The following is an 18,439-nucleotide window of genomic DNA, read 5'->3' on the forward strand; positions in this document are numbered from 1 at the left end:
GGCCTGACGAATCCGTTCGTGCTCGGCCTGGCCGAGGCGGTCGTAGCGGCTGCGGCTGTCGACGATGGCGTCCTCACCAGGGTGCGGGCGTCGGTGTTCTCGTAAAGGAACGTGGCTGATGCTCTGGCGGGCGGAAGCGTCCGGCGACGGGCGCGGTTGGCACGCAAACGGGCGGCGTCTTCCGTGATGTGCGCGGTACGGAAGACGCCGTCGGTGGTTCAGTTGCCGTTGCGGTACTGCTTGCCGGTCCGGTCGGTGAGCTTGTGGCGGGTCTCCGGGGCCTGGGCGGCGGGCCAGATGAGGATCAGGTGCTCCTCGCCGGCAGGGCCGTCGCCGGCTGGGGCGGGGTTGTGGTCCCGGCCGCGGGCGTGGAAGCGCATACGCCACCAGCGTGACTGTCCTTCCGGGCCTGGGAGGGCGATGCCGTACTCCGCGCCGTCCGACTGTACCGCGGCATTCTCCCCGTCGTCTTCTGGGGAGGTGATGCCGGCGCCTGGTGGTGCGAATCGGGTGCTGACCTCCACGACCTCGTCCCACGGTTCCGCGTCCAGGGGTGGTGCCGCCTCCAGGACCTGGTAGGTCACCGTGACGAGTCCGGTCTGGGTGCCGGTGGTGACGGTGACGTAGTCGCCGGTGGTGTTGACGCGGACCAGGCCGTTGCCGGGGTCGTCGTCGAGCTCGAGGTCGTCGTCCTCGGCATCGGTCTCGTACAGGTTGAACTGGTGATAGGACGCGTAGACGCGGAGGCTGGTGCTCATGGGTCAGACCTGTACCCAGAAGGCGTCGCGGTCAAGGAGCCGGTTGGCCAGCTCGAACTTGTTGATCATGCCGCCCTGGCGGTTGTTCTCCCGGACCGGGACCCAGGTGATGCCGCGGCTGCCGGCAGGCAGGGCGGTGCCACCCTCGTAGGTCGCGGCGAAGGGGTACTCGTCGCAGGAGGGGCCGGCCGATCCGGGCGGGGCGGTCCTGCCCGCGCACACCGCGTTGCGGTTGGCGTTGGACTTGGTCTTGTCGGTCAGGTAGTGCAGCGGGTGGCCGGAGCCGGGCCGGCCGTAATGGCCGCCGCGGCCCTGGATGGCGCGGATGCCCGGCCCGATGTTCGGCAGGCTCGCCATATCCGTCAGGGTCGGCGTGTACTGCGGGAAGACACAGCCGGCAGACTGCCGAGGCCGGGTGCCGCCGGGCTTCTTGGCGTACATGTCGTCGCAGCGGTAGCTGGGCGAGTTGTACGCGAAGGCGCCGGGCGTGTGGCCGGCCTTGACGAAGGAGTAGGCGTAGCGGGACGCGGTGCCATGCTGCTTGAAGGCGCCGATGTTGTCGGTGTAGTGGACCTTGGCGGACTTCGGTGCCCCGAGGGTGTGGGGGCCGAAGTCGCTCTTGGCCGAGCACGGGTTGCCGCAGGAGACGTTCAGGCTCATGCGGATCCCGCTGGCGTTGCCGAAGAGGGCGGCCTTGCTGAGGCTAATCGTTTCTTCCCACGTGCGGGACTTGACCTGCAGCGTCATGGCGTGCGAGATCGTGAACCGGGCCTCGCCGACCGGGACGCGGTTGCGCAGGACCGTGACGGTGGCGTTGACCACCTGACACTCGTGCGTCCGGGTCAGCCCCGGCGCACACGCGGCGTCGGCCACGTCGGCGGCCTGGAGCGCGGGCGTCTGCTCCACCCGCAGCGACAGCTCCTCCGACGGAGCGGCCTGAGCCGTACCGGCCAGCACCGAGCCCACTAACGCCATCGCGGAAGCGGCGATCGCCACACTTCTGCTTCTCACGTGAACTCCCTTTCCCCATAACGCCGTTCACGCCTTTGTGAACGATCGCTGCGAGCCTGGCACCACCCTCCGCACACGTCCCAGCACGCCGAGGGGACTGGCCGGTTCCCGCCACCGGTATGACCGATTCCCCGCCAAGGGCCACCTAGACGAAGATCAGCGTGGGCAGCGTGATCTTCTGCCTTCCCCAGGCGAGGGCACCTCGTGGTCGGCCCCTCCTGCGGGCCCCCTCCGGGCGGGCCGCGTCGCACCTCCCGGCTCCCCAGGGAGGCGCGACGCGCGCCTCGAGGCCGCCGACTCCGCTGCTGACGAGGGTTTGGTGGTGGGCCCCCAATTGTGGAGCCCACCACCAAACCCTCGTCCAACCCGGGCGGAACGTCTCGAAGGCGGCCAAGCGCGCTGCAGGGCGGCGATTACCCCGCAATCACCTGGCGGTCGTGGAAGGCCCGTCGGGAACGGCTCGGTCGCGGCAGTACGGCTCCAATGCTCCCCGGGCGCCGTCGCCCATGGCCACGGCGATTCGCTGCATCCAGGGCCCCTTCAGGTCCCCGGCCACCAGGATCCGGGGGTGCTGCTCATCCGGAGGGCAGTACCTGCTGGCCGCTGCCAGGACTGCGGCGGCGAAGGCGACCGTAAGGGCCCGCCCGACCTTCCACAGTCGCAATTCCCGGTCGTTCGGGGCTGACCGCGGCCGTCGGATGGCTGTCATGAGGATACAGACCTGGCTCGGAGACCTACGGTTGCGGTGCTCTTCGGAGATCAGGGCGCGAGCGACCCTTTCCGCCCCTGGAGTGAACGGATCACGGGTCCCGGCTCGGCGAACGCGCGTAGGGTCCTGGGCATGGACGTGAACGCGGGTTCGGGCGAGGCCGGGAACATGCACGACATCGGGCCGCTGACATACCGCCAGGGGTGCGTGATGGTCTGGGCGGAGAACCACGGATGCAGGGAGGACGCCCTCATGCACGACCGCGTGATCGTCGGCGTGTACACCGGCACTCCCGAGCGCCGGGGCGAGCAACTGTTCCGGGCGTGGGTCGACGCGTACGAGCTTCCCTCGATCCTGGACCACTGGGCCAACGTCCTGCGCTGAGGACCGTTTCCACCCCCTAGCGGCCATTGGATCGGACGGATATACAGTGTGACCAGCCTGCTCGGTGCCGCGTTACCCGAGCATGGGAACCCTCCACCGCCGGGCCATCACCGGCGTCATCCTCGCCGCAGTCCTTGGCGCGCCGCTCGCCTTCGCCGCCCCCGCTGCCGCACTCCCTACCCCGCACTTTCGGTGCCCGAACGGCACTGTCCTCGGTGAGGCGAACCGCGACACGTGGACCGCGCACGCCTGCTACGACCGGCACGGCCACGAGGTTGCCCCGATCCCCATCAGCGTGGAGGAGTACAGGGCCGCAGTCGCGGCCGGCAACCGCAACGTCTTCATCTGATCGCAGGGGAGCTGAGGTCTATGCCGGCGAAGGCGCCCGCTCATGGCAACAGGCTCCTGACCTTCCATAAGGACAGTTTACGAAGGTCCACGACTCCTCCAGCGAGATGGGGCACATGCCCAAAACGTCCAGCGCCTACCGCACTGGGTAGATGGCCGAGGGGCTCCGCAGTGGTCAGAAATGCCGGGCGCGGCCGCGGTGCCGCACCCAGCGGGCGATCTGCGTCGGCATCGACTCCGCCAGGTCCAGGACCGGCTCCAGCAGGTCGATCCAGAACGGCTCGACGCCCTCCGGCGAGACCTCGGTCAGCCGGCACGCCCCCGCCTCCGTCTCGGTCCGGCACACCCCCGCGCTCCGCTCGTTCATGACGCAGTCGTACGCGCTCTCCACGCCCTGGACCAGGGCCCGGCGCCGCTCGCCGCCCTGGAGGCCGTCCTCGTCCTCGGTCAGCATCTGGTCGTGCCGGACGGCAACGGTCTGACGCAGCTGCGCCAGGGCCGGCTCCTCATCGGCCACCGCTCCTACCGTCTCGCCGCTCAGCGGCGGGCGGCCGGCGGCGAGGCGGTCGGTGACCATCACGCCCAGGACGGCGGCAGCGCTGGCATAGCGCCAGGTACTCGCGCTGATCTGCCGCTCGTAGGCACACGCGGCGTGGTACGCCTCGTGCACCGCAGGGCGCGGACAACCGTCCGGTCCGCCGGCTCATTGGCAGCCTCCATGGCGCGGGTCTGCTCCAGGCGCGTCCTCGTCGCCCACGCCGCCGACTCCGGGCACACGGTCAGCCGACCGGAGCCCGCGTCGAAGCCGACGGCCGCGACGTGCCCGGCCAGTTCCGGGGGCGATCACCGCCCACCGCTCGCGTAGCGTTGCGCCGGCAGCCGGGAGCTCCCACCCGTGCTCGGTGACCAGCGCGCTGATCGCCGCCCCGAAGCCCATCCCGGCGCACGTACGGACCGGACGCGGCTTCGACTTCTGGCCGCCGCCGTTCTTTCGCGTCTGCTCCCTCGCTGCCCGCAGCGCGACCCGGGCAAGGTCGACGCCGGTCCGTCGCTGCAAGTTATCGACGGATCAATTGCCTGACGGCAGAGACTGGTCTGTGCTTTCTTCAATCGTCGCGAGCTGCTGTTGCAGCCGGGCGTGCCGAAACTGGTACACCGCGCCGACCTGCCGCAGCGCACCTCGGGTGTGTGCTTCTTCGAGAAAGGCCATTAGACGCCATGGCAGACGTCCGGTCCCGCTAAACCAGAGGCGTGTGGTGAACAGCCATCCCCAGGCGCTGAGCATGAAGGCAAGCGGTCCTGCCAAGAGCCAGATGGGCACTGTCCAATATGCGGCGTTCGACATATGGAGAGGGATAGCCAGCAGCGGGGTGGCGAGACCACCCAGGAAGAAGATAATAAGCCCCCGGATAGCTGCTGTGTGGCCCCGCGGAACAGCTGATCAGGGTCGAAGCGGTACAGCCATTCTGCCGAGGACTCGCCGAGGCCCGGCCGGTCACGTCGCGACCGGCCAGGCCGCATCCAGCAGGGGCCCCGCCCCATGCCGCAGGAGGTCCGCGGCGACGGTGCGCCCCAGGGTCTCCGGGTCGGTGGCCGGGCCGGTGGCGGTGACGGCGACCTCGCGTGTGCCGTCCGGCGCGGTGACCCGGGCGGTGAGGGACAGGTCACAGCCGGAGCGCAGGGCGGTGAGCAGGGCCCGCTCGGCGCGCACCTGGGCGTCGGCCTCCGGGTCGCCGAGGTCGGCGAGGAGGGCGCGGAGCATGGCGTCGTCCTCGCGGATCTGGATGCCGAGCGCGCCCTGGGCGGGCGAGGGCGTGAAGGGGTCGACCGGCAGCAGTTCGCTGATGTCCCCGGCGCGGCCCAGGCGGCGCAGGCCGGCGGCGGCCAGGACCACGGCGTCGAGACCGCCGGGGCCTTTGGTCCGGGCCAAGCGCGGGGGGACGTTACCGCGGATGGGGACGATGCGCAGGTCGGGCCGGGCGGCAAGGAGCTGGGCGATGCGGCGCGGCGCGCCGGCCGCGTCGATAGCCGACTTGTACTCCGCCGCGACCCTCGCGTCGGCCACCCCCGCCGCGCCCATGTGCCCGTAGTAGGTCTCGGCGATCGCCGCGTTCTTGCCGTCGGTGTTGAGGACCGCCTCGTAGAGCATGGTCTTGGCGAGGTGCTTGGAGTCCGTGCAGTACCGGGTCAAGTCCCAAACCACGAGTTGGCCGGGGCCGCGCACGACGAGGTCCGGTCTGAGGTCGCCGGCCAGGGCCGTCCTCCCCTGGCCTGTGGTGAATAGCGGTCGGAGGTCGTTGGCATAGGGCTTCAGCGTGGAGTTGCCCTCCACGAAGGCCTCCACGGTCATCCTCAGCACCCTGGCGGGCAGCTGGGCGAAGGAGCGGATCGCCTGCTCGCTGATAATGGTGAACTCCTACCGATCGAGACTCCCCCGGAGCGTCTCCGGCCGCGGCGGCCAAGGTGCGGATCCACTGTCCGGGAGTCCGGTGGTAGGTGTGCCCGGAATCAGGGCTCAGACGCGGCGGCCGGTGACCGTGAAGGCCACCGAGTAGGTCAGCGTCTCCTCGCTGTCCAGGTGCGCCAGGAACGCGGCGACTGCCTTCTCCCCGGCCTCGGGCGAGCCGAGCGCGCGGGCGATGAGGGGGCGGGCGATGTCGAGCTTGAGCTCCCACTGGGCGCGCTGGACAGGGTCGATCCGTCCGGCGATGAGGTGGTACGGATCGACCCGGACGTCCAGGTCCGTCAGCCCGGCGCGACGGGCGAGCCCGTACAGGCGACGCCCGGTGTGCGGGTCGAACCCGGCTGCCGCGAGCGCGGCCGTCACCGGGTCGAGCAGGGCGCGCAGTTCGGGGCCCAGGGGGTCGTGCCAGACGAGCTGGCCGTCGAGGTCGAAGAGTACGACCGTGCCACCGGGCCGGGTGACCCGGGCCATCTCGCTTACGGCGACGTCCCGTTCGGCGACGTACTGGAGCATCAGACGCGAGTAGACGACATCGAAGGAGCCGTCGTCGAAGGGCAGCGCACGGGCGTCGCCGGAGCGCCGCGACAGGCCCACCGCCCCCGGGCGGCCCGCCGCCAGCCGTTCGGGGTTGCCGTCGAAGGCGACGACCTCCGCCACCGGCCGGGCCCGGAGCACGGCCTCGGCGATGTGCCCGGGGCCCGCGCCAACGTCCAGCACGCGGGCCCCGGGGGCGGCCGGCAGCACCGGCTCCAGGTAGGTGCGCACCCACTCGTCGGCGTCGACCTTGGCCACCAGCCGGCCGGCCTCGCGGCGGTCCTCCATCAGGTACGGGACGGTCATGGGTTGCTCCTCGGGTGGGCGCCCCGGCCGTTCAGCCGTCGGGCGTACAGCTCGTCGATGTGCCGGTAGAAATCGGGGTACGCCTCCGCGAGCCACAGCGCGCGCGTGTACGGGCGTACGGGCTCGGCCCCGGCCAGGATCAGGTGGTCGACCGGGGTGGCGGTGGTGAGGGGGACGGCGGCGGGCTCGAAGTCCGCGTAGGCGTCGCGGGCGGCCGCCAGCAGGATGTCCGTCGCCCGCCGGGCCTCGGCCGCGTCGAGTTCCGGCGCGATCAGCAGGTCGCAACGATTCTCCAGGAAGGAGAAGTTGAAGCCCAGCGGCCCCCGGTAGGCGAGCGCGGCGGCCCGCACCGTACCGGAGGCGTCGTACAGCGCCCAGACGCGGCGGTGGCGGCGCAGCCCGACGAGGCGGTAGAGCCGGTCGACGTCGGTGAGACGCAAGTCGTCGCGGTCCAGGCCCTCAGCCCGTACATACACCTCGCCCCGGCAGTAGCGGGCCAGCTCCGCCAGCTCGGGGCAGGCGCCACCGTCCAGCTCGACGACGGTCCCGGCCGCTCCGGCCGAACCGAGCGCGTGGGTGAGCGTCAAAGGGACCATCGTGTAGTCGCCGGGGGCCACGAGGGAGTGCTCGGGGCCGAGACTGTGCGTGATGGTGCCGAACGCGAGGGCGGCGAAGCGGTTGGACGGGCTGAACCAGTTCTGTGCGGCACCATGCTGCCGCTCGGCCATCCCGGCCGCCTGCGCGGCCAGCATCACCGCCCGCCCGCCGGCGAGGGTGCCCGAACTGACCAGGTGCTGGATCTGCCAGCCCGTGTGCGTGGAACGCCAAGAGGTGAGCGAGGCCCAGCCGCCGTCAGGCTCGTCGTAGCTCGCGACCCAGTGGAGCAGTTCCCCGGCTCGGCGGGCGCGCTTCCAGTTCTCCAGGACGAGTGGCCAGTAGGGGGCGAGCCTGGCCCGTTTGGCCGGATAGAGGAAGCGGGAGCGCTCGTACCGGTCGAAGAGCTCGGCGGGCGGTATCGCATTCACCTCGCATCCGAAGTCGGACCACGTACCGGGGGCGGTCCGGTTCGCGACTGCGGCGACGGCCATGGGGCATGCGTGTCCTTTCGAGGAGTTCCAAAGACGGGCGAAGACTCCAACGGTCGACACCCGCAAAGGTGACGGCCATTCGGGCGATGTTCTCCGGACGCGCAGACATCCCACATCATGTGGAGGTAGTCGGTATGGCTGCAGAGCGCACGGGTGTCATTGGCCTGATCAGGCTGAACACCCCTCCGCGAACTTGCGCGGGGCAGTACTGGCGTCGGCCCTGGGGATGCACAAGCCGACGTTCAAAAGGCTCGTCCGGCAGGCGGGCATCGACACACACCCACTGGACGGTGCTGCGGCCGGGTGGCCCGGTCGGTGCGGCCCTGGCCTCGGCCGGGCCGACCTACCCGGTGTTCGTCAAGCCGGCCTCCGGCGGTGCCGGCCTGGCATCGGGCATCGCCCGCGACGAGCAGCAGGTGCGTGATGTCCCCACCGCCGCAGGCGAGTTACCGTACACGGAGTTCGTGATCGAGGAGTACGTGCCCGGCGGCCGCGACTGCACCGTGGCCTGGTCGAGATCGACGGGCGCCCTCGCACGCTGCCAATGTGGGACGTGGCCACCAGCCGCGAGTTCTACGACAACCAGGCCAAACGGGACGCCTTGTTGCGCACCGAGCACTGCCCGTCGGTTCTTCCGGAGGGCCTGATCGCCGGCATGGGGCAACTGGCCCGGCACGTGTTCCGGCTGATCGGGGCACACGGCGTGCTACGGGTGGACTTCCTGGCCACCCCGGGCGGGTGGGTGACGCTGCTGGAGGCCAATACGCTGCCGGGCCTGCCGCCCCGGGGCAACCTCGCGACCATGGCCCGCGCAGACGGCATCGGCTACCCCGCCCTGATCCGCCAGCTGGTGCTCAGCGCGTTCACCAAGCCCGCTTACCTGCCGTAGCCCCGGTGGTGCGGGGCCCTCACGACGGCTCCGTAATGGCTACCACAGCCCCGCCATCGATTCCGCGTCCCACCCGACCGTCTCGCGGACCTTGCCAGTGACAGGTTCATCCGCAGAGCTCGTACAGCCCGTACTGCACAGGCTGCGGTGTTCGTACCAGGTGAAGGCGGCGGCCAGTCCAAGGAAGGCCAAGTGGTTGCCTGGATTCCGCTCGTACCGGTTGGTTGAAGCGGCGGTAGCCGGTCAGCCGGGGCATCTCGCATTGAATGGCCCGCCTCCGAAGTCGCATGTCTGTGATCAGCATGTCTCTGATCAGACCGCACCGGCACGCGTTGGTAAGCCTGTCAGGAGGCGAGGGCGGAGATACCGTCCCCGAGCAGCTTCAGCCCGAGGACGAAGAACAGGACCGCCATCACGGCGACGTTGTGCTGCGCTGCCCAGTCTTTCCAGTTGCCGAGCGTGGTCCTGGCTCGCTCTCCTCCGAGCAGGAAGACCCCCAGTGGAGCCAGCAGGCCGAGGGTGGCGACCAGGACGAAGATCGCCAGAGATGCGATCTGCTGTCCCACCGGCAGGCCGGCCGAGCCGATCGCGGCGCCTGCGGCGACGGTCAGCGGGGCGTTCTTGGCGTTGAGCGCGGCCAGGGCCAGTCCGAGCGCGAAGACCTTGACCGGCGTGAGGCGGTCGATCGCGCTCATCCACTTCGGCAGCTTGGCTTGTGCGGGATCCCTTGGGCGCCGGTGCCATTGCCGGCTGCCGAAGAAGACGAGGAACAGGCCCAGGGCGAGCTTGAGGGCTCCCACCCAGGTGGCCGGGTGGTTGCGGGTGGAGGCACCTGCCGGGGAAGCGATCCCCAGCATCACCGCGCCCAGCACCGAGAGCCCCAGGATCCAGCCGACGGTGAAGAGGACCCCGTTGAGACGCCCTCGGGGCGTGGCGAGTATGAGGATGACGGCGATGATGGGGAGCGGACTGACCGCGACGGCGGCGGCGAAGCCCAGTACGTCACCGAGAACTGCGCCCATGGCTACCTCCGCATGAGGTCAGGGTGGCGATCCGGTCGAGCAGGGCAAGGCGCGAGAGGGTGCCCCGATCGCCTCGTCGGCGCAACGGGTCGGTGTGCGATCGGACGCGCCGCTGTCTCCACGGCGTCTCCACGGCCGTGCGCAAGCGGCTGCCCGGGAACGGTGACGACGACATACTCGGTACGTCCCACCCGTTCCATTTTCCTGCCCTTGGCCGAATCTGTCCTCGGGAGCCCCTCGGGACGGGGACTCGGGCCGGCCCCCGCAGTGTCGGAGTTCCCCGGGGATCCGCCTCAACCGCGACGGCCGGGGCCCGGGATGCGCGGCGGTGCGTCCGTGGTGAGGATTGATTGGTGAGGGCGATGGCGCCTCATGTCTGGGCGCTTGGCGACCCCCGGACCGAGCCGTGACAGGAGGACGGCACGATGAATGCGACGACAGGTGCAACCCAATCGGCCCACCCCGAGCGTCCGGGCAGGTCGGATGGGGTTTGCAGCGAGTTCACCGTCTATACGGAGATCAAGCCGGGCCATGCTGATGCGTTGCGTAAGGATCTCGCCGCGCTCTCCAGCGGGTCGTCTGACAAGGACTCCCGTGCGGCGCTGCGCCAGATCGGCACCCTGCATGACGCACGGCACGTGATCTTCGACAATGACACCCGGTTCATGTTCGCCAGCGTCTTCGACGGCTCCTGGGACACCTACATCGACGACTTCGCCCAGACGGTCGTCGGGGCGAACTTCGACAAGATCTTCTCGCACAGCGTTGGGTTCCCCGGCGTCGCTGACCCAGGGGTGAAGGACTGGTTTGTCGCCCACCAAGCCCCCGCAGAAGCCTTCGTCAGCTCTTATCCCGATCTGACCGTTCAGCAGATCTGGAAGGACCAACGCGTGGACGACGCGTTCCAGGCGGTGCTGGACACCCCCGAGTTCCGGGCGATGCTGGACAACCCGGCCAACGCGGAGCTGGTGGCCACGCCTGCCTTCCAGAAGCTGCTGGAGGAAGCCTCGGCCTAGCGGTATGACACAACCAACCCTCAGAACGACCCAAGATCGGTGGACCGTGCCGGGCGCGGGCCGGCCGCTGCGGGTCTGCCCAGGCAGAGGCCGATAGGGCCGATATGGAGGCACAGGCGATCATGAACACGGCGGCAAGGGCAAGCAGCGGCGCAGCCGATATGGGCGTTGAGATCGATGACGTCCAGAGCGGGGCGCTGCGTCCACGGCCCGTGCCCTACGAGGGAAAGTTCGTCTTCCTGCGCGTCGATGACCGCCACGCCGGGCGCGCCCTGCTGCGGCGGCTGCTTCCGGTGACGGCGGGTGGTCTGCCCGACGTGGACCCGAGCCAGGATGCCTGGGTCGCGGTGGCGTTCACCTATGAGGGGCTGAGGGCTCTGGGGGTCCCCCAGGAGTCGCTGGACAGCTTTCCGCGGGCGTTTCGTGAGGGCATGGCCGCTCGGGCGGAGCTGATCGGCGACGTGGGCGAGAGTGCGCCGGCCCGCTGGGAGGCACCGTTCGGCTCGGGCGATGTCCACATCGCGTTGAGCGCCCTCTCCTCCGATACGGCGCAGCTGGACAAGGAGCTGGAGCGGGCCCGTGTCGCCTACGAGGACACGCCCGGTGTCCAGGTGATCTGGCAGCAGGACGTCCGCCAGCTCCCGACCGGGCGTACTACCTTCGGCTTCCGTGACGGCATCAGCCATCCGCACATCGAGGGCGTCGGACTGCCCGGCTCCAACCCGCAGGAAGCCCCCATCAAAGCAGGCGAGTTCATCCTCGGCTACCCCGACGAGACCGGCAATCTGCCGCCCATGCCCCAACCCGATGTGTTGGGACGCAACGGGACCTACGCGGCCGTCCGCAAGATCCACACCAACGTGGCGGCCTGGCGCCGGTACCTGCGCGCGAACTCCTCCAGTGCCGAGGCGGAGGCGCTCCTGGCGGCCAAGATGGTCGGGCGCTGGCCGAGCGGCGCCCCGCTGACGCTGACTCCGGAGCACGATGATCCGGAGCTGGCGGCCGATCCGCACCGCGTCAACAACTTCCTGTACCGGGAGAACGACGACCGGGGGTACCGGTGCCCCGCCGGTGCGCACATCCGGCGCACCAACCCCCGCGATGCCACCATCATCGGCGACGCGCGGATGCACCGCCTGATCCGCCGTGGCACGACCTACGGTCCGCCTCTGCCCGAGGGCGTACTGGAGGACGACGGCGCCGAGCGCGGCCTGATCGGAGTCTTCATCGGAGCCCACCTGGAGCGGCAGTTCGAGTTCGTCAAGGCCGAGTGGGTCAACGACGGCAACTTCATCGGCTATCCCGGCGAGAAGGATCCGGTAGCGGGGCATCACGGCGGAACCGGCAGTGTCACCATCCCGGAGAAGCCGGTCCGCCGACGCCTTCAGAACCTGCCCAGCTTCGTGGTCACCCGCGGCGGCGAGTACTGCTTCGTGCCAGGACTGCGCGCCCTGCGCTGGCTCGCCGAACTTGAGGACTGACAGCGATTCCCCCTGCGGTCCGATCACGCTCTCCGAGGAGAGGTCGAAGGTCATGGCAGCACAGTTCGTCCGCTACACGCCTGACGTCGAAGACGACGACCCGGACTTCGACCGCAACGTTCAGGCGGTGATCGAAAAGACAGAGGGCTACATCGCCGAGTCGGTCACGGCCGGCGGCACCGGACGAGCCCTCCGCGACGCTCATGCCAAGGGCTACGGGCTGGTCCGCGGGGAAGTGGAGATCCTGTCCGGACTCCCCGCCGAGTACGCCCAAGGAATCTACGCGACCCCGGGAACCCACGACGCGCTCATCCGTTTCTCCAACGGCTCGCCCCATGCCGGAGCCGACGCACGCCTGGGCGCCGCCACCGGACTGGCACTGAAGATCTTCGACATCCCCGGCCCAACCCTGCTGGAAGACGAACCGGACACAGGCACCTTCGACTACGCCAACATCAACGGACCGGTCTTCTTCTGCAACACAGTCGAGCACTACCTGTTCATCCAGGAACTGTTCCTGGACGCACCGGCCTACTTCTCCCAGGGCCGACCCGGCGCACATCGCTTCTACACCGATTTCGTGACCGGAAAGGGAACGCTGGACCAGGACGACTGGGCATGGGACGAGTTCCTGGCCTTCCTCCGCCTGTCGAAGATCCCTCCGGCGAACCTGCTGCTGTCGAGCTACTGGACGATGGGCGCGGTCCGGCACGGGGACTACATCGCCAAGGTGCGCATCACCCCCGACCCGTCCAGTGCCGCCGCAGTGGTCCGGCGCACCATCGACCCGATTTCCGCCCAGGAGGTCTTCCGACCGGCCCTGCAAGCCGAGTTGCAGGAGCGGCCCTACGTGTTCGACATCCAGGTCCAGCTCTGCACCGACCTGGAGCGCATGCCGGTGGAGGACACCACCGTGGAGTGGCCCGAGCGGCTCTCGCCGCCCGTCACCGTGGCCAAGCTGCGGCTGCCGCAGCAGGACATCTCCGGCCCGGAGAACCTGGAGAAGATGGACGCACTCTCCTTCACACCCTGGCGGGTCACCGCCGAACACGCCCCTCTGGGCAACATCATGCGGGCCCGCAAAGAGGTCTACCGCCGGTCTTCCATCGCGCGTCACAAGCTCAACCAACAGCCGCGCACAGAGCCCCGAAGCGCCGACGAAGTACTTGGCGCTTGACCCGGCCCACCTCCACGACGGTGCGTCAACCAAGGCCGCTCGCCTTCACGGCCCGCTGTCTTCAACAGCCTGACCACCGGCCCGGCACGCATCACGTAGACAGGCCAGTTACTGAAGTTTTCGCGTGGGTGTCGGGTCGTGACGGGTGATCGTGAGGCAGGGTACGAACGGCAGCACGTCAGCGCCGAGCTCGTGGTCGGGGTCCCGGACTCCTCCATACATACCCACGACGGTAGACACACCGCGCAGGGGCCCTAGACGCGAGCAAGCCCCTCGCCCGCCAGTGACTACCGCCACGGACACCCTCCTTGCACGGGCAGATGCAGACCCCCAGCCTGCGAAATTCCCCTACGGATGATCTCGAGAACGACGCCGAGCCCGCGGACGAGCGCCTTGACCATGGCACCCTTGGCGCACGCCTCGCCGACGTCGGCCACCTGGTCCTCGTCGAGCGCGGCCGGGCGCCCCAGCGCCTTGGCGAGGGCCGCGGCGGAGGCGAACTCGCCACCGCGCGACCCGTCGCCACGCGCAGAACCCACGCGCGGGTCGCGCGCATGGCGGATCTGCTCGTCGTCGTTCCGATACTGCTCAGCGTGGTGGAGCTTCCGCTGGCGCTCGAGTCGTCCTGAAGGAGCCGTTGATTTCTCACGGGATCCGTGGAATCCATGGAAGGCGGGCGATCCGGAGGAGGAACCGATGAGTGGTCACCGCCCCGTGACATACGAGCTGGACGAGGGCTATTCGCTGTTCGTCATGGATGGCGGTAAGCATCCGTCCGCCATGGACACGGACGACTTGAAGATCGCCGACAGTGACGCCTTCGGCTTCATGAACCTGATGGTGTCGGCGGACCCCGTTCCGGACGACCTTCCCTGAGCCGGCGCCTCCATGGCTATGACGGCCGCGGCGGCGTGGCCGGTGCTGCTCCAACTGGCCCCGGCGATCGCGTTGGCCGTCCTGGGCCGCGTCGAACGGACCAGTCGGCTCCGGGCCGCCAGACGGTACCGGCCGGCCAGGCGCGGCCATCGGGAGCCGGTGGCCGTGGTGTGCCCCGTCTACCGGGAGGACCCGGCCCTCTTCGGCCGGGCCCTGCGCTCATGGTTGCGCAACGACGTGGCGGAAATCGTCTGCGTGATCCACGAGAGCGACACCGCGTGTGCCGAGGTGGCACGGGCGCATGGCGTACGAGTGATCATCACTGCGGACCGGGACAAGCGCCGGGCGCTGCGGACCGGCTGGCAAGCGGTCACGGCGGGCCTGGTCGCTCTCACGGACTCGGACACGGTCTGGGCCCGCGATCTCGTGCCCACGGTCAGCGCGCCGTTCGTGGACCCGACGGTCGGCGGGGTGGCGACCCAGTCGTTCGTCCTGGAACCGGCCACGTTCTGGGAGGAGATCCGCCGCGGCCGGGGACCGATCGTGGTGATGGCCGCCCAGACCGTCCGGGGACAGGCACTGGGCTGCCTTCCCGGACGCACCGCCGTCTACCGGCGCGCCCTGCTCGAACAGGTCGGCCCCGACCTGGTCCAGCAGTCCTTCCTGGGCGTGCGCTGCGGTCCCGGTGACGACACAAGGCTTTCCGCCCTGGCCCTCCGGGCGGGCTACCGGACGGTCCTGCAGGCCAACGCGCACGTCTGGTCCCGCTTCCCGGACACCTTCACCGGCCTCGTCCGCCAGAGACTGCGCCACCAGCGCAACAGCTGGCGGGAACACCTGAGCGCCCTGACCGGCGGATGGATCTGGCACCACCCCTACCTCGCACGCTGCGTCACCGTCTCGGTGATCCTGCGCCTGGGATTCCTCCTCAGCACGGCGTACTACCTCTGGCTGGCCACCTCCGGCCACCTCCTCGCACCGGCCGCAGTGGTGACCTACTGGTGCGGCCGGCGCCTCCTGCGCACCAGCCGCCTACTGCACCGCACCGGCCGACGGAGGGCCCTCGCTTTCAAGCTCCTGGCCACCGACGTCCTCTCCCACGCCCTCGACGCCTTCGGGCTCCTCACCATCCGCCGCCAGGGCTGGCTCACCCGCGGCAGCGACCGGACGACGTGAGGACGTGAGGGACGACATCCGCAAAGTGTCGGTGAACGGCGACCAATACCAGCGCCTCGTCGAGGATGCAGCGACCCTCGGCATCGACGCGGAGATCACCGCCCGCACCCCCGGAACCGGGGGCTTCACGCCCGTCCCGAAACGGTGAGCGGTCGTGAACGGTCACAGCGCTCTCGTGGCCTGGGGCCCTGGCTCGGATGGCCACGACGGGACGGGCGGCAGTGCGGCCGGGGATGGGAGGTATGGCGGGCCGGCCTTCGGAGCCGCTCGCGTCCGTCACCCGTGTGGAGCACATCAGCGGGCCGGGTGGCCGCGCGGCGGGTTGGCTGGGAGACCCGCCGGACGCGCCGTGCGTCCGCACCGCGCCACCACACCCCCAGGGAGCCGTCGTATGGGTATCTTCGACCGGTTCAAGAGCCACCGGGCCGAGCGCCGGACCGAGGCGAAGGCCTCCGGCCCGGCCTCGGCCCCGGAGGGCGCCCGCCATCACACCGGCGGCAAGGACGCCGTGAAGATGGACGAGAACGAGTGGCAGGTCGAGGAGCGGCTGCGCATCGAGGACGACCACAACAAATGACCTGCCGCCTCCGGGCGGGGAAGCGGGGCGGTGCCGCGCCGCTGACCGCGGAGTGGACCAGGCTCACCCTTGTTCCGGCGACGGGCGGGGAGCGATCCGTCGTGGGGGCCGGTTGGGGGCGGTGCGGCTGGGATCGAGGGCGGTGGTGAGATGGCGGCGCAGGAGGCGGCCGAGTTTGCGGTCGACCAGGCGGTTCAGCGCGGCGGCCAGCAGCAGGGAGAAGCAGAGCCCCAGGCCGATCGAGGGGAGCAGACCGAGGCCGGGGACAGCTGCCGACGCACCGTCCGCCAGTGCCTGGAACGGCATACCGACGAGCAGTACACGGCACCCGGCCGAGCATCCGGCCTCAGGGGGGACAGTCCGCTCGCGGAGGCGTTCGGTCAGTGGTCGGTCGAGCCGACCAGCCCTGCCACCAGCTGACGCGCGTACGCGGTGTCGAGCCCGTCGGGGCGGAAGAGGATGCGGTACATCATGGGGGCGACGACGCGGTCGAGGACCGTCTCGGCGTCGGGTGTGGTCTCCTCGCGGCCGACCGCGCGGTCGAGGATGACGGCGATCTGCTCGGCCGCGTAGGCGGAGCACTGGCCGGCGTTGCTGCCGTCCGGGTCACCGAGCAGGGCGTCGCGGATGTAGGCGCGGCCCGTGGGGGCGGCCATCTCCTCGAGGAACTGCTCGGCCCAGGCCTCGAGGTCGGACCTCAGGCTTCCCTTGTCCTCCGGCGCCGTCTCGGGCCGCAGGCGCTCGACCGCCACGTCCGACAGCAGCTCCTGCAGATCGCCCCAGCGGCGGTAGATCGTGGACGGGGTGACTCCGGCGCGGGTTGCCACCAGGGGGACCGTGAGCGCTTCGCGGCCCACCTCCGCCTCGAGTTCGTGCACGGCGGCGTGCACCGACGCCTGCACCCTGGCGCTGCGCCCGCCGGGGCGCACCATTGGCTTTCGGCTCATACAACCACCTTAAAGCAAATACGTTGCTTCAAGTGCTCGTCCGTGGCCCCGGCCGGTCCGGCCGGGGCCACGCGGTCGGTTCGTTATACCGCCGCCGGCCGGCGCGCGGGCTGCGTCTGCTCGTAGGCGTGGCCGACCTTCAGCAGCGCCGGCTCCCCGAGGGGGCGGCCGAGCAGTTGCATGCCGATGGGCAGGCCCCTCGTGTCGTGTCCGACCGGCACGGACAGCGAGGGCACCCCGGTGATGTTGGCGGGGGCCGAGAGGCGTACGTAGGCGTCGGAGACACCCTCGACGGTGCCGTCCGGCCAGGTGAGAGTGGACTGGTCCGCCTTCGCCGCGGTCGCCGGGACCGTCGGGGCGGCGATCACGTCGACCTCCTCCAGCAGGCGCGCCCATGCCTGCCGCATGAGGGTGCGGGAGCGCTGGGCACGCAGGTAGTCCCCGGCCGGCATCAGCTCGCCGGCTTCGAGAAGGATGCGGACGTCCGCCTGGTACAGCTCGGGCACCGCGCGCAGGGTTCGCTCGTGGTAGGCGGTGGCCTCCGGCACCATCAGGCCCCACTGGGTGGCCTGGATGTAGCGCGTCATCGGGATCTCGACCTCGACGAGGCGCGCGCCGAGGGTTTCGAGTTCGGCGATGGCGCGCCGGACGGCGGCCTCGACCTCCGGGTCGACGTGGTCGAAGTAGTAGTTGCGCGGCACACCGACACGCAGCCCTGTCAGATCCGTACCCGCGCCCGGCCGGTAGTCCGCGGCGGACGTGGCCAGGGAGGCGGGGTCGCGGGGGTCGTGGCCGGCCAGGGCGGTCAGGACCAGGGCCGCGTCCTCGACAGTGCGAGTGATGGGCCCGACGTGGTCCAGCGACCAGGACAGTGACGTGATGCCGTGGCGGGGGACGAGGCCGTAGGTCGGCTTGAGGCCGACGACCCCGTTGAGCGCGGAGGGCACCCGGATCGACCCGCCGGTGTCGGTGCCCAGCGTGAAGGTGGCGCTGCCCGCGGCGACGGCGACGGCCGATCCGCCGCTGGAGCCGCCCGCGACCCGGTCCTGGTCCCAGGCGTTGTTGGTCTGCGGGGTGGTCAGGCCGTAGGCGAACTCATGGGTGTGGGTCTTGCCGACCAGGACCGCGCCGGCCGCGGTCAGGCGTGCGGCGACCGTGCTGTCGGCTTCCGCGCGGTGGTCCGCGCGGACCCGGGAGCTGGCCGTGGTGGCCGCGTCGGCGATGTCGATCAGGTCCTTCAGCCCCATGGGGATGCCGCGCAGCGGGCCGTGCGGGCGGCCGGCGGCGACCTCCCGCTCGGCCTCGCGCGCCGCCCGGCGTGCCTGTTCCGCGGTGACGGTGACATAGGCGTTCAGGTGCGGTTCCGTCTTCTCGATCCGGTCGAGGACGGAGTCCACCAGCTCGACGGGGGACAGCTTCCGTGCCCGGATCGCGTCAGCGGCTGCGGCCAGGGACAGTTCATACGGCTGCATCGTTCTTCTCCTCTCCCGCGCGGTAGGCGGCGGGCGGGGTGTCCCCGAAGTCCAGTTCCGCAGGACCGCGACGACGGAGTGGATGTGGTTGGCGGTGGCGGCCACCGCGGCGTGCCGGTCGGCCCGCAGTGGGAGCCCTGCACGGTCGGCCCAGAGGGCCGCCTCCGGCGGCGTGAGTTCAGCAGCGGACATGAGCGTTCTCTC

General features: G+C 70.2%; 23 protein-coding genes and 1 pseudogene. 11 read left to right on the forward strand and 13 right to left on the reverse strand.

Annotation, left to right across the window (positions count from 1 at the left end; genetic code table 11):
- Positions 1–218: 218 nt before the first annotated feature.
- Positions 219–758, reverse strand: coding sequence for a hypothetical protein (locus tag IE096_RS01465; protein ID WP_189447553.1), 540 nt, complete (start codon positions 756–758; stop codon positions 219–221).
- Positions 759–761: 3 nt separating this feature from the next.
- Positions 762–1,769, reverse strand: a complete 1,008-nt coding sequence (locus IE096_RS01470) for a NucA/NucB deoxyribonuclease domain-containing protein (protein ID WP_189447554.1) — start codon at positions 1,767–1,769, stop codon at positions 762–764.
- An 841-nt stretch (positions 1,770–2,610) separates the two neighbouring features.
- Between IE096_RS01470 and IE096_RS01475 the strand changes: the two genes are divergently transcribed.
- Together IE096_RS01475 and IE096_RS01480 are read left to right on the forward strand one after the other, a co-directional pair.
- Positions 2,611–2,862 (forward strand): hypothetical protein, encoded by a 252-nt coding sequence (locus tag IE096_RS01475; protein WP_189447557.1) that lies wholly within the window; start codon positions 2,611–2,613, stop codon positions 2,860–2,862.
- Positions 2,863–2,944: 82 nt separating this feature from the next.
- On the forward strand, positions 2,945–3,211 hold the full coding sequence (locus IE096_RS01480) for a hypothetical protein (RefSeq protein ID WP_189447559.1): 267 nt from the start codon (positions 2,945–2,947) through the stop codon (positions 3,209–3,211).
- A gap of 174 nt (positions 3,212–3,385) precedes the next feature.
- On the opposite strand, the gene IE096_RS01485 is transcribed toward IE096_RS01480, so the two are convergent.
- The 6 genes from IE096_RS01485 to IE096_RS01510 all read right to left on the reverse strand — a co-directional run bounded on the left by IE096_RS01485 (position 3,386) and on the right by IE096_RS01510 (position 7,602).
- The gene (locus tag IE096_RS01485; protein WP_189449719.1) at positions 3,386–3,880 is read right to left on the reverse strand and encodes a hypothetical protein; all 495 of its coding nucleotides are present in this window, start codon (positions 3,878–3,880) and stop codon (positions 3,386–3,388) included.
- Positions 3,787–4,041, reverse strand: a complete 255-nt coding sequence (locus IE096_RS31145) for a DciA family protein (RefSeq protein WP_308430320.1) — start codon at positions 4,039–4,041, stop codon at positions 3,787–3,789. The genes IE096_RS01485 and IE096_RS31145 overlap by 94 nt, the downstream gene beginning before the upstream one ends.
- A gap of 238 nt (positions 4,042–4,279) precedes the next feature.
- Positions 4,280–4,555: a hypothetical protein gene (locus IE096_RS01495; RefSeq protein ID WP_189447562.1), complete on the reverse strand. Its 276-nt coding sequence runs from the start codon at positions 4,553–4,555 to the stop codon at positions 4,280–4,282.
- Positions 4,556–4,705: 150 nt separating this feature from the next.
- Entirely contained in the window at positions 4,706–5,560 is an 855-nt protein-coding gene (locus IE096_RS01500; RefSeq protein WP_189447564.1) for a hypothetical protein, read from the reverse strand.
- 165 nt (positions 5,561–5,725) lie between these two features.
- Positions 5,726–6,514 carry a methyltransferase domain-containing protein gene (locus IE096_RS01505; protein WP_189447566.1) on the reverse strand — a complete coding sequence of 263 codons (789 nt, stop codon included), beginning with the start codon at positions 6,512–6,514 and terminating at the stop codon, positions 5,726–5,728.
- Positions 6,511–7,602 carry a hypothetical protein gene (locus tag IE096_RS01510; RefSeq protein WP_189447568.1) on the reverse strand — a complete coding sequence of 364 codons (1,092 nt, stop codon included), beginning with the start codon at positions 7,600–7,602 and terminating at the stop codon, positions 6,511–6,513. The genes IE096_RS01505 and IE096_RS01510 overlap by 4 nt, the downstream gene beginning before the upstream one ends.
- A 517-nt stretch (positions 7,603–8,119) precedes the next feature.
- Here IE096_RS01510 and IE096_RS01515 point away from each other — a divergent pair.
- The gene (locus tag IE096_RS01515) at positions 8,120–8,491 is read left to right on the forward strand and encodes a D-alanine--D-alanine ligase family protein (protein ID WP_268248283.1); all 372 of its coding nucleotides are present in this window, start codon (positions 8,120–8,122) and stop codon (positions 8,489–8,491) included.
- Positions 8,492–8,641: 150 nt separating this feature from the next.
- On the opposite strand, the pseudogene IE096_RS32055 reads toward IE096_RS01515, so the two are convergent.
- Together IE096_RS32055 and IE096_RS01520 are read right to left on the reverse strand one after the other, a co-directional pair.
- Positions 8,642–8,771 (reverse strand): annotated as a pseudogene (locus tag IE096_RS32055) (IS5/IS1182 family transposase); the annotation flags it as partial.
- Between the two features lie 64 nt (positions 8,772–8,835).
- The gene (locus IE096_RS01520) at positions 8,836–9,513 is read right to left on the reverse strand and encodes a GAP family protein (RefSeq protein WP_189447572.1); all 678 of its coding nucleotides are present in this window, start codon (positions 9,511–9,513) and stop codon (positions 8,836–8,838) included.
- Positions 9,514–9,938: 425 nt separating this feature from the next.
- Between IE096_RS01520 and IE096_RS01525 the strand changes: the two genes are divergently transcribed.
- The 8 genes from IE096_RS01525 (at position 9,939) to IE096_RS01560 (ending at position 15,816) form a co-directional block, all read left to right on the forward strand.
- Positions 9,939–10,529: a hypothetical protein gene (locus IE096_RS01525; protein WP_229819849.1), complete on the forward strand. Its 591-nt coding sequence runs from the start codon at positions 9,939–9,941 to the stop codon at positions 10,527–10,529.
- A 122-nt stretch (positions 10,530–10,651) separates the two neighbouring features.
- A complete protein-coding gene (locus IE096_RS01530) occupies positions 10,652–12,010 on the forward strand; it encodes a Dyp-type peroxidase (protein WP_229819850.1) in 1,359 nt (452 codons plus the stop codon).
- 52 nt (positions 12,011–12,062) lie between these two features.
- Complete coding sequence (locus IE096_RS01535; RefSeq protein ID WP_189447574.1) at positions 12,063–13,187, forward strand: catalase family protein; 1,125 nt, start codon at positions 12,063–12,065, stop codon at positions 13,185–13,187.
- 320 nt (positions 13,188–13,507) lie between these two features.
- Positions 13,508–13,816 carry a hypothetical protein gene (locus IE096_RS01540; RefSeq protein ID WP_189447576.1) on the forward strand — a complete coding sequence of 103 codons (309 nt, stop codon included), beginning with the start codon at positions 13,508–13,510 and terminating at the stop codon, positions 13,814–13,816.
- A gap of 67 nt (positions 13,817–13,883) precedes the next feature.
- Positions 13,884–14,063: a hypothetical protein gene (locus tag IE096_RS01545; protein WP_126917233.1), complete on the forward strand. Its 180-nt coding sequence runs from the start codon at positions 13,884–13,886 to the stop codon at positions 14,061–14,063.
- A gap of 12 nt (positions 14,064–14,075) precedes the next feature.
- Entirely contained in the window at positions 14,076–15,239 is a 1,164-nt protein-coding gene (locus tag IE096_RS01550) for a glycosyltransferase (protein WP_189447578.1), read from the forward strand.
- A gap of 4 nt (positions 15,240–15,243) precedes the next feature.
- Complete coding sequence (locus tag IE096_RS01555; RefSeq protein WP_229819851.1) at positions 15,244–15,387, forward strand: hypothetical protein; 144 nt, start codon at positions 15,244–15,246, stop codon at positions 15,385–15,387.
- A gap of 243 nt (positions 15,388–15,630) precedes the next feature.
- Positions 15,631–15,816, forward strand: a complete 186-nt coding sequence (locus IE096_RS01560; RefSeq protein ID WP_189447580.1) for an antitoxin — start codon at positions 15,631–15,633, stop codon at positions 15,814–15,816.
- A gap of 63 nt (positions 15,817–15,879) precedes the next feature.
- Here IE096_RS01560 and IE096_RS01565 read toward each other — a convergent pair whose 3' ends face one another.
- The 3 genes from IE096_RS01565 to IE096_RS01575 form a co-directional block, all read right to left on the reverse strand.
- Complete coding sequence (locus IE096_RS01565) at positions 15,880–16,122, reverse strand: hypothetical protein (RefSeq protein WP_189447582.1); 243 nt, start codon at positions 16,120–16,122, stop codon at positions 15,880–15,882.
- 74 nt (positions 16,123–16,196) lie between these two features.
- Complete coding sequence (locus IE096_RS01570) at positions 16,197–16,763, reverse strand: TetR/AcrR family transcriptional regulator (RefSeq protein WP_189447584.1); 567 nt, start codon at positions 16,761–16,763, stop codon at positions 16,197–16,199.
- Between the two features lie 83 nt (positions 16,764–16,846).
- Positions 16,847–18,235, reverse strand: a complete 1,389-nt coding sequence (locus tag IE096_RS01575) for an amidase (RefSeq protein WP_189447587.1) — start codon at positions 18,233–18,235, stop codon at positions 16,847–16,849.
- Positions 18,236–18,439: the final 204 nt, after the last annotated feature.

It is taken from the genome of Streptomyces abikoensis, from assembly GCF_014648775.1.
Taxonomy (GTDB): Bacteria; Actinomycetota; Actinomycetes; order Streptomycetales; family Streptomycetaceae; genus Streptomyces; species Streptomyces abikoensis.

Excerpts from the sequence above, each read along its gene's own strand:
- IE096_RS01525 (WP_229819849.1), top strand. The coding sequence starts at position 9,939 with ATGAATGCGACGACAGGTGCAACCCAATCGGCCCACCCCGAGCGTCCG.
- IE096_RS01500 (WP_189447564.1), bottom strand. The coding sequence starts at position 5,560 with ATGACCGTGGAGGCCTTCGTGGAGGGCAACTCCACGCTGAAGCCCTAT.
- IE096_RS01560 (WP_189447580.1), top strand. The coding sequence starts at position 15,631 with ATGGGTATCTTCGACCGGTTCAAGAGCCACCGGGCCGAGCGCCGGACC.
- IE096_RS01540 (WP_189447576.1), top strand. The coding sequence starts at position 13,508 with ATGCAGACCCCCAGCCTGCGAAATTCCCCTACGGATGATCTCGAGAAC.
- IE096_RS01565 (WP_189447582.1), bottom strand. The coding sequence starts at position 16,122 with ATGCCGTTCCAGGCACTGGCGGACGGTGCGTCGGCAGCTGTCCCCGGC.
- IE096_RS01530 (WP_229819850.1), top strand. The coding sequence starts at position 10,652 with ATGAACACGGCGGCAAGGGCAAGCAGCGGCGCAGCCGATATGGGCGTT.
- IE096_RS01545 (WP_126917233.1), top strand. The coding sequence starts at position 13,884 with ATGAGTGGTCACCGCCCCGTGACATACGAGCTGGACGAGGGCTATTCG.
- IE096_RS01550 (WP_189447578.1), top strand. The coding sequence starts at position 14,076 with ATGGCTATGACGGCCGCGGCGGCGTGGCCGGTGCTGCTCCAACTGGCC.
- IE096_RS01535 (WP_189447574.1), top strand. The coding sequence starts at position 12,063 with ATGGCAGCACAGTTCGTCCGCTACACGCCTGACGTCGAAGACGACGAC.
- IE096_RS01505 (WP_189447566.1), bottom strand. The coding sequence starts at position 6,514 with ATGACCGTCCCGTACCTGATGGAGGACCGCCGCGAGGCCGGCCGGCTG.
- IE096_RS01570 (WP_189447584.1), bottom strand. The coding sequence starts at position 16,763 with ATGAGCCGAAAGCCAATGGTGCGCCCCGGCGGGCGCAGCGCCAGGGTG.
- IE096_RS01520 (WP_189447572.1), bottom strand. The coding sequence starts at position 9,513 with ATGGGCGCAGTTCTCGGTGACGTACTGGGCTTCGCCGCCGCCGTCGCG.
- IE096_RS01475 (WP_189447557.1), top strand. The coding sequence starts at position 2,611 with ATGGACGTGAACGCGGGTTCGGGCGAGGCCGGGAACATGCACGACATC.
- IE096_RS01465 (WP_189447553.1), bottom strand. The coding sequence starts at position 758 with ATGAGCACCAGCCTCCGCGTCTACGCGTCCTATCACCAGTTCAACCTG.
- IE096_RS01480 (WP_189447559.1), top strand. The coding sequence starts at position 2,945 with ATGGGAACCCTCCACCGCCGGGCCATCACCGGCGTCATCCTCGCCGCA.
- IE096_RS01495 (WP_189447562.1), bottom strand. The coding sequence starts at position 4,555 with ATGTCGAACGCCGCATATTGGACAGTGCCCATCTGGCTCTTGGCAGGA.
- IE096_RS01575 (WP_189447587.1), bottom strand. The coding sequence starts at position 18,235 with ATGCAGCCGTATGAACTGTCCCTGGCCGCAGCCGCTGACGCGATCCGG.
- IE096_RS01510 (WP_189447568.1), bottom strand. The coding sequence starts at position 7,602 with ATGGCCGTCGCCGCAGTCGCGAACCGGACCGCCCCCGGTACGTGGTCC.